The sequence below is a fragment of the Streptomyces sp. NPDC001514 genome, from assembly GCF_053597075.1.
Genome location: NZ_JBSFHO010000074.1, coordinates 1 through 7,407, shown reverse-complemented (window position 1 = coordinate 7,407; position 7,407 = coordinate 1). Strand labels below are relative to the sequence as shown.

The following is a 7,407-nucleotide window of genomic DNA, read 5'->3' as shown; positions in this document are numbered from 1 at the left end:
CGGCTGCGCGACCGGCTCGAACCCATACCCGGGGTGCGCGTGCTCGACCGCGGACCGCGTCCGGATTCGGATGCACCGAATCCGGGCGGGGCCCCGCTCATGCCGTGGGAGGGGCGACCGCTCAGCGCAGCCAGGGAAGGTCCGCGCCCGCGCCGCCCGGTTCGAGCCCGTCGGTCATGATGCGTGTGATCTCGCCGAGCTGGTGTACCTGTTCCGGGGTGAGCCGGTCGAAGATCGCCTGCCGTACGGCGGCGACATGGCCCGGTGCCGCCTTCTTCAGGACCTCGTAGCCCTCGTCCGTGAGGTACGCGTTCTGGCCCCGCTTGTCGGACGGGCAGTCCTCGCGGCGCACCCAGCCGTTCTTCTCCAGGCGCGCGATCGCGTGCGAGAGCCGGGACCGGGTGATCTTGGCGTCCTTGGCCAGTTCGGTCATGCGCAGGCGGCGGCGCGGCGCCTCGGCGAGCTGGACGAGCAGGCCGTAATACATGTGCGGCATACCCGCGTCCCGCTGGAGCTGGCGGTCGAGACTGTCCTCGAGGAGGGTGGTCGCATGGCGGTACGAACGCCAGACGCGCTGCTCCTCGGCGCTGAGCCAGCGGGGATCGCCCGCGTCGGGTGCCGTGCTCATACATCCACTGTACGAGCCCGTTCTTGAAAGTTGAACAAGATGGGCGTAGTCTCTCCCCAATCATGAACTTGAATGTTCAAGCAGATTCGAGCCTGATGCTCGGGAGGTACCTGTGAGCACGGACGTGAACCCGGATGTGGACACGGATGTGGACGCGGATGTGGACGCGGATGTGACCACGGGGCGGATGCCCGCCCTCTATCTCTCGCACGGTGCCCCGCCGCTCGCCGACGACCCGGTCTGGCCCGGCCAGCTTGCTGCCTGGTCCGCGAGCCTGCCCAGGCCCAGGGCCGTCCTGATGATCTCCGCCCACTGGGAGGAGGCTCCGCTCGCGCTCGGTGCGACGGAGACCGTGCCGCTCGTGTACGACTTCTGGGGCTTCCCCGAGCACTACTACCGGGTGCGGTACGAGGCCCCGGGCGCGCCCGCGCTCGCCGAGTCCGTACGGAAGCTGCTGCGCGGCGCCGGTACGCCCGTGCAGGACATCCCGGACCGCGGCCTCGACCACGGCGCGTACGTCCCGCTCGTCGAGATGTTCCCCGACGCCGACATCCCCGTACTGCAGGTCTCCATGCCGACGCTCGACCCGCAGCGGCTGCTGGAGATCGGGCGCAGGCTCGCTCCGCTGCGCGACGAGGGCGTGCTGATCGTCGGCAGCGGCTTCTTCACGCACAACCTGGCCGCGCTGCGGCATACGGGCGGCGGCGTACCCGGCTGGTCGGCCGAGTTCGACGACTGGGGGCGACGGGCGCTGGCCGCAGCCGATGTGGACGCGCTGCTGGACTTCGAGCACAAGGCGCCGGCGGGCAAGCTGGCGCATCCGCGCACCGAGCACTTCGCTCCGCTGTTCGTGACGCTGGGTGCGGCGGATGCCACCGGGGAGCTGGACCGGGGGCGCAGCGTCATCGACGGCTTCTGGATGGGGCTGGCGAAGCGGTCGGTCCAGTTCGGCTAGGTCCTGTCCGGTCGATCAGACCGGATCAGTGAGCGGTGTCAGGGCACGCGAGCCCGGCCGGCCCAGCGGCTTCTCGTACCAGGCCACGTCCCAGTACCGGCCGAACTTGCGGCCGACCTCCGCGTACGTACCGACGTGCCGGAAGCCGAAGCGCTCGTGGAGCCGGACCGAGGCCTCGTTCGGCAGGGCGATCCCGGCGTAGGCGCGGTGGAGGTCCTCGTCCGCGAGTGCGGCGAAGAGCGCGTCGTAGAGGAGGGTGCCGATGCCCCGGCCTGCGGCGTCGGGCGCGAGATAGACGCTGACCTCGACGGATGTGGCGTAAGCGGGCTTCGGGCGGAAAGCGCTGCTGGTCGCGTAACCCAGAATTCGGTCAGAACGGACATCCCGAGCAACCAGGAGGCGGTGCGGGCCGTCTTCAGGGTGGGAGTGCAGCCACGGGCGGCGCTGCTCGGGCGTGAACACGGTGGTGTCGAAGGTGATGGCCGTTTCGCGCACGTAGTGGTTGTAGAGCTCGGTGAGGGCCGGGAGATCGGCCGCCGAGCCCGCCCTGACCTGCACGTCCTTGTGTTCCGGCAGCATCCGACCTCCCGTGGTGGCGGCACAGGGTACTGCAAGATCACAAAAAACCCTGTACCCATGGGAATTCTGTCCGGATTCCAGTCGTTGTTTCCCTCGGATGCAGGGCACCTGGAAGACCCTGAAGGGTGTCGCGACCTACTCAGCAAGGGAGCACGCATGGCAACCCGTGCCGTCGCCCGTCGCCAGTCAGCCTCCAAGGGGACCGGGACCGATGGGTCAAGCAGTGTTCGCGCCGTGAGCGGAGAGATCGCCGACCGCGACCTGGTCGGCATGTATCTCGACGAGATCGCGCGCACGCCGCTGCTCGACGCCGCCAAGGAGGTCGAGCTCTCCCAGACCATCGAAGTCGGGGTCTACGCCCGGCAGATCCTCGACGGCGCCGTGACATCAGCCGTTGCCACGGCGGGATCGAGCGACGCGGGCGGTGCCACGCGCGAGGAGTTGGAGGCGCTGGTCCGCGAGGGCGAGCGCGCCAAGGACATCTTCATCAAGTCGAATCTCCGCCTGGTGGTGGCCGTCGCGCGCCGCTATCCGCGCAGTGGGCTGCCGCTCCTGGACCTGATCCAGGAGGGGAACGCAGGCCTGGTGCGTGCGGTGGAGAAGTTCGACTACGCGAAGGGCTTCAAGTTCTCGACGTACGCGACCTGGTGGATCCGCCAGGCCATCACGCGCTCCATAGCCGACCAGTCGCGCACGATCCGGCTGCCCGTCCACCTGGTGGAGGAACTGGGCCGGATCCGCCGTGTCCAGCGCGAGTTCAACCGTGAGCACGGGCGCGAGCCCGAGCCCGCCGAGGTGGCGACGGAGCTGGGCTCGACGCCGGAGCGGATCATCGATGTGCTCGACTGGGCCCGTGACCCGGTCTCGCTGAACATGTCGGTGGACGACGAGGGCGAGACGCAGTTCGGCGATCTGCTCGAGGACACCTCCGCGGTGTCGCCCGAGCAGTCCGTGATGACACTCCTGCGCAGCGAGGAGCTCGACGACCTGATCGACAAGCTCGACCACCGGACCGCATCGATCATCCGTATGCGGTACGGCATCGAGGACGGCCGCGAGCGCACGCTGACCGAGGTCGGCAAGGAGCACGGTCTGACGCGCGAGCGCATCCGGCAGATCGAGAAGCACGCGCTGCTGGAGCTGAAGCGGATGGCACGCGACACGGGCTTCGACGCGGCGGCGTAAAGCGCTCTGAGGCGTAACGTTGACCTGAGGCGTAGCGTCGAAGTGGTGGGGCCCAGCCCCACCCCCTGAGCGGACCCCGGCACCCTCCCCCCCGGTGTCGGGGTCCTTCACGTGCCCCCACGGTGTCGCGGTCCTTCACGTGCCCCCGGTGTCGGGGTCCTTCACGTGCTCGACGTGCTCCGCGTGCTCGCCGCCCGCGTGAGGCGGGCGCCGAGGGCCGTGAGGTGGTCGGAGAGTGATGGCGGCCCGTGGACCGTGAACTCGCAGTCGACCAGGGCCAGTCGGACTGCCAGCCACTCCAGGGAGTCCTGTGAGCGGGTCCGGAGGCGGCAGCTGTCCGGGCCGGTCGGCTCGGGTGCGCCCAGGTAGCCCGGGAGCCGGGCGGAGACGAACTCCGCCGGGGCGTCGAAGCTCACGTCCAGTGCCTGCTCCGGCTGTTTCCGGGACATGGAGTGGGAGAGCAGCTTCGAGGCGTCCCAGCCGGCCGGCACCTCGCGCGGCGTGAAGCGGGCCCCCGTCGCAAATGGATCGCTGACCCTGTCCACCCGGAACGTACGCCAGTCGTCGCGCCCGATGTCGTACGCGACCAGGTACCAGCGCCGCCCCGTCGAGACCAGCCGATACGGCTCGACCAGCCGTTTCGTCTCCGTACCGTCGCCCGAGCGGTAGCCGAAGCGCAGTCGCTCCCGGCCGGTGACCGTTGTCGCAATGGCGGTGAGCGTGTGCGGGTCGACGGTGGCTCCGTCGCCGCGGGTGAAGGGGATCATTGCGTTCTGGAGCATCGAGACCCGGTGCCGCAGCCGGGACGGCAGCACCTGCTCCAGCTTCGCCAGGGCACGTACGGATGCCTCGTCGACGCCCTCGATCACATGGCCTGCACCCGCCCGCAGCCCCACCGCGATCGCGACGGCCTCCTCGTCGTCGAGGAGCAGCGGTGGCATGGCAGCGCCCGCGACCAGCCGGTATCCGCCGACTGCGCCCCTCGTCGCCTCGACCGGGTAGCCGAGGTCGCGCAGCCGGTCGATGTCCCGGCGGATCGTGCGCGGGCTGACCTGGAGCCTTTCGGCGAGCTCGCTGCCCGGCCACTCGCGCGGCGTCTGAAGCAGGGACAGCAGATTCAGCAGTCGTGCCGGGGTGTCTGTCATACGTCCCATCCTGGCCATCTTCTAGGTCATGGACTGACCTATATCCTGACTACTTTCCTCCTCATGAGCTCCCAAGCCGCCGTACTGGATACGGCTCCCGACCCTGCTGCCGCTGCCGACCGGCGCCGCTGGATAGCCCTGGCCATCGTCATGACGGCGGCCTTCATGGACCTGGTCGACGTCACCATCGTCAACATCGCGATCCCGTCCATCGAGCGCGATCTCGGCGCGTCGTTCGGGGCGATCCAGTGGATCACCGCCGGTTATGCGCTGGCCTTCGCCGCCGGACTGATCACCGGTGGCCGGCTCGGTGACATCTACGGCCGCAAGCGGCTGTTCCTGGTCGGCATCACCGGCTTCACGCTCGCCTCCGCGCTGTGCGGCGTCGCGGCGGGCGCCGAGATGCTCGTCGCCGCGCGGCTGCTGCAGGGCGCGATGGCCGCGATGATGGTGCCGCAGGTGCTCGCGATCATCCATGTGACCTTCCCCGCGCACGAACGCGGCAAGGTCTTCGGGATGTTCGGCGCGATCGTCGGACTCGGGGCCGTGTCCGGTCCGCTGCTCGGCGCGCTGCTGACCCAGTGGAATCTGTTCGGTCTGGAATGGCGGCCGATCTTCCTGATCAACCTGCCCGTCGGCATCGCCGGTGTCCTCCTCGGCCGGAAGTTCATCACCGAGTCCCGCGCCGAGAAGGCGCTCCGTCTCGACCTGGTCGGCGTCGCCCTCGCCACGTTCGCGCTGCTGATGCTGATCTATCCGCTCACGCGCGGCCGTGAGCTGGACTGGCCGCTGTGGGGTCACCTGTGCATGGCGGGCAGCCCGTTCGTGTTCGCCGTGTTCGTGGCGTACGAGAAGTGGAAGACGCGCAAGGACGGCTCGCCGCTCGTCGAGCTGTCGCTGTTCAGGGTGAAGAGCTTCGCCGCCGGTATCGCCGTCCAGCTGACCTTCGGTGTGGTCATGGGCATCTTCTTCCTGGTCTGGACGCTGTACATGCAGATCGGCCTGGGCTGGAGCCCGCTGAAGGCGGGACTGACCGGGGTGCCGTTCTCCATTGCCGTGTCGCTGGCGGCCGGGATGTCCGTACAGAAGCTGGTGCCGCGCTTCGGGCGGAAGGTGCTGCAGGCGGGGGCCCTGACCATGGCGGCCGGACTGCTCGTCTACATCTGGGAGGCCGGGCGGTACGGCACGGGCATCCACTCCTGGCAGATGATCGCGCCGCTCGTGATCATGGGGCTCGGCATGGGGCTGATCGTGGCGCCGCTGACGGACGCGGTGCTGTCCGACGTGCCGCGCGAGCACGCCGGTTCGGCGTCCGGGCTGATCAACACGACGGCGCAGATGGGCAACGCGCTCGGGCTCGGGCTGGTGTCGGTCGTCTTCTTCGGGGCGATCGACGAGGAGCGGCCGGCGTCGCCGGGCGCGGTGGGGGCGGCGTTCGCGGACGCCTTCCAGGGCTCGCTGTGGTGGGTCGTCGGGGTACTCGCGGTGATCTTCGGGGTGATGTTCGCGCTCCCGGCGCGGCCGAAGCAGCACCTGGAGGCGGCCGGGGAGCCTGCCTCGGCAGACTCATCGGCAGACGCATCGGCGGGGGCTTCGGCGGGGGCTTCGGCGGGGGCTTCGGCTTCGGCGGAGGAGGAGCGGGAGGCGGCACTCACGCGCTGAGCGCGCGCGGTGGGCGCGCACTGTGCGCGCGGCGGTACGGGCTCGAGGCCCGGCACCGGGAGGGTTCCCGGTGCCGGGCCTCTGCCTGTTTGCGCCCGTTCTGTGCCCGGATCTGTTTACTTTGTGGAACTCGAGGCGTAGCCTGACGGGGAAACCACAGGTTCGGGCATTGAACGGACGTAAACCCACATGTACGCACCCGAGCGTCAGCAGCAGATCCTCCGCCTCGCCCGCGAGGGCGGACGCGTCGATGTGCTGTCCCTCGCCGACGAGTTCCAGGTCACCGCCGAGACCATCCGGCGCGATCTGAAGGCCCTGGACCGGGCCGGGCTCGTGCGCCGGGTGCACGGTGGCGCCATCTCGGCCGGGCGGCTCGACTTCGAACCGGACCTCGCCGAGCGGGAGTCCACCGCAGCCGACGAGAAGGACCGCATCGCGCGGGCCGCGCTCGCCGAACTGCCCGAGGACGGCAGCGTCATCCTCGACGCGGGCTCCACGGTGGCGCGGCTGGCCGCGGCGTTCCCGCTGGAGTCGTCGCTGACGGTCGTCACACACGCGCTGCCCGCCGCCGCGCGGCTCGCCGATCACCCCGGCATCGACCTGCATCTGGTCGGCGGCCGGGTCCGGCACCGTACGCGCGCCGCTGTCGACGCGTGGGCGCTGCGGGCGTACGGGGAGATCCGCGCCGACGTCGTCTTCCTCGGCACCAACGGCTTCTCGACGGAGGCCGGACTGACCACGCCAGATCTCGCCGAGGCCGCCGTCAAGCGGGCGCTCGTCGCCGCGGCGCGGCGGGTGGTGCTGCTGGCCGACTCGGCCAAGTACGGCGAGGAGCACTTCGCGCGCTTCGCCGACCTCGCCGACGTCGATCTGCTCATCACGGACAGCGGGCTCAGCCCCGAGGACACCGCGGCGATCGAGGCCGCGGGCACGGAAGTAGTACGTACATGATTCTCACCGTCACCCCGAACCCCTCGCTGGACCGGACGTACGAGATCCCGGGCCTGGAGCGCGGCGAAGTGCTGCGGGCCACCGGCGAACGCATGGACCCCGGCGGCAAGGGCGTCAACGTCTCGCGAGCGGTAGCGGCGGCCGGGCACCGCACGGTCGCGGTGATGCCGCTCGGCGGTGCGCCGGGCGCGCTGGTCGCGGAGCTGCTGGCGGGGCAGGGGATCGAGGTGACGCCGGTGCCGGTGGCGGGCGCTACGCGGTCGAACATCGCGCTCGCGGAGCCGGACGGCACCCTGACGAAG

The 7,407-nt window shown here is 70.1% G+C and carries 8 protein-coding genes; 5 read left to right on the top strand and 3 right to left on the bottom strand.

From position 1 onward, the window contains the following. Positions 1-121 precede the first annotated feature (121 nt). Positions 122-628 carry a MarR family winged helix-turn-helix transcriptional regulator gene (locus tag ACWCXB_RS36370; protein WP_450728749.1) on the bottom strand — a complete coding sequence of 169 codons (507 nt, stop codon included), beginning with the start codon at positions 626-628 and terminating at the stop codon, positions 122-124. Positions 629-815: 187 nt separating this feature from the next. Here ACWCXB_RS36370 and ACWCXB_RS36365 point away from each other — a divergent pair, with 187 nt between their 5' ends. Then, entirely contained in the window at positions 816-1,583 is a 768-nt protein-coding gene (locus ACWCXB_RS36365) for a dioxygenase family protein (protein ID WP_450728751.1), read from the top strand. 15 nt (positions 1,584-1,598) lie between these two features. On the opposite strand, the gene ACWCXB_RS36360 is transcribed toward ACWCXB_RS36365, so the two are convergent. Continuing rightward, entirely contained in the window at positions 1,599-2,162 is a 564-nt protein-coding gene (locus tag ACWCXB_RS36360) for an N-acetyltransferase family protein (RefSeq protein ID WP_450728747.1), read from the bottom strand. Positions 2,163-2,318: 156 nt separating this feature from the next. Here ACWCXB_RS36360 and ACWCXB_RS36355 point away from each other — a divergent pair, with 156 nt between their 5' ends. Beyond that, positions 2,319-3,347, top strand: a complete 1,029-nt coding sequence (locus ACWCXB_RS36355) for a sigma-70 family RNA polymerase sigma factor (protein WP_450728745.1) — start codon at positions 2,319-2,321, stop codon at positions 3,345-3,347. A 161-nt stretch (positions 3,348-3,508) separates the two neighbouring features. Here the strand turns inward: ACWCXB_RS36355 and ACWCXB_RS36350 are convergent, their stop codons facing one another. Then, entirely contained in the window at positions 3,509-4,492 is a 984-nt protein-coding gene (locus tag ACWCXB_RS36350; protein ID WP_450728743.1) for a helix-turn-helix transcriptional regulator, read from the bottom strand. A gap of 63 nt (positions 4,493-4,555) precedes the next feature. Between ACWCXB_RS36350 and ACWCXB_RS36345 the strand changes: the two genes are divergently transcribed. The 3 genes from ACWCXB_RS36345 to ACWCXB_RS36335 all read left to right on the top strand — a co-directional run. Further along, positions 4,556-6,154, top strand: a complete 1,599-nt coding sequence (locus tag ACWCXB_RS36345) for an MFS transporter (RefSeq protein ID WP_450728741.1) — start codon at positions 4,556-4,558, stop codon at positions 6,152-6,154. Between the two features lie 189 nt (positions 6,155-6,343). Further along, positions 6,344-7,105 (top strand): DeoR/GlpR family DNA-binding transcription regulator, encoded by a 762-nt coding sequence (locus ACWCXB_RS36340; protein ID WP_450728739.1) that lies wholly within the window; start codon positions 6,344-6,346, stop codon positions 7,103-7,105. Then, on the top strand, positions 7,102-7,407 hold a 306-nt coding region (locus ACWCXB_RS36335), incomplete at its 3' end, for a PfkB family carbohydrate kinase (RefSeq protein WP_450728737.1). The genes ACWCXB_RS36340 and ACWCXB_RS36335, both read left to right, overlap by 4 nt.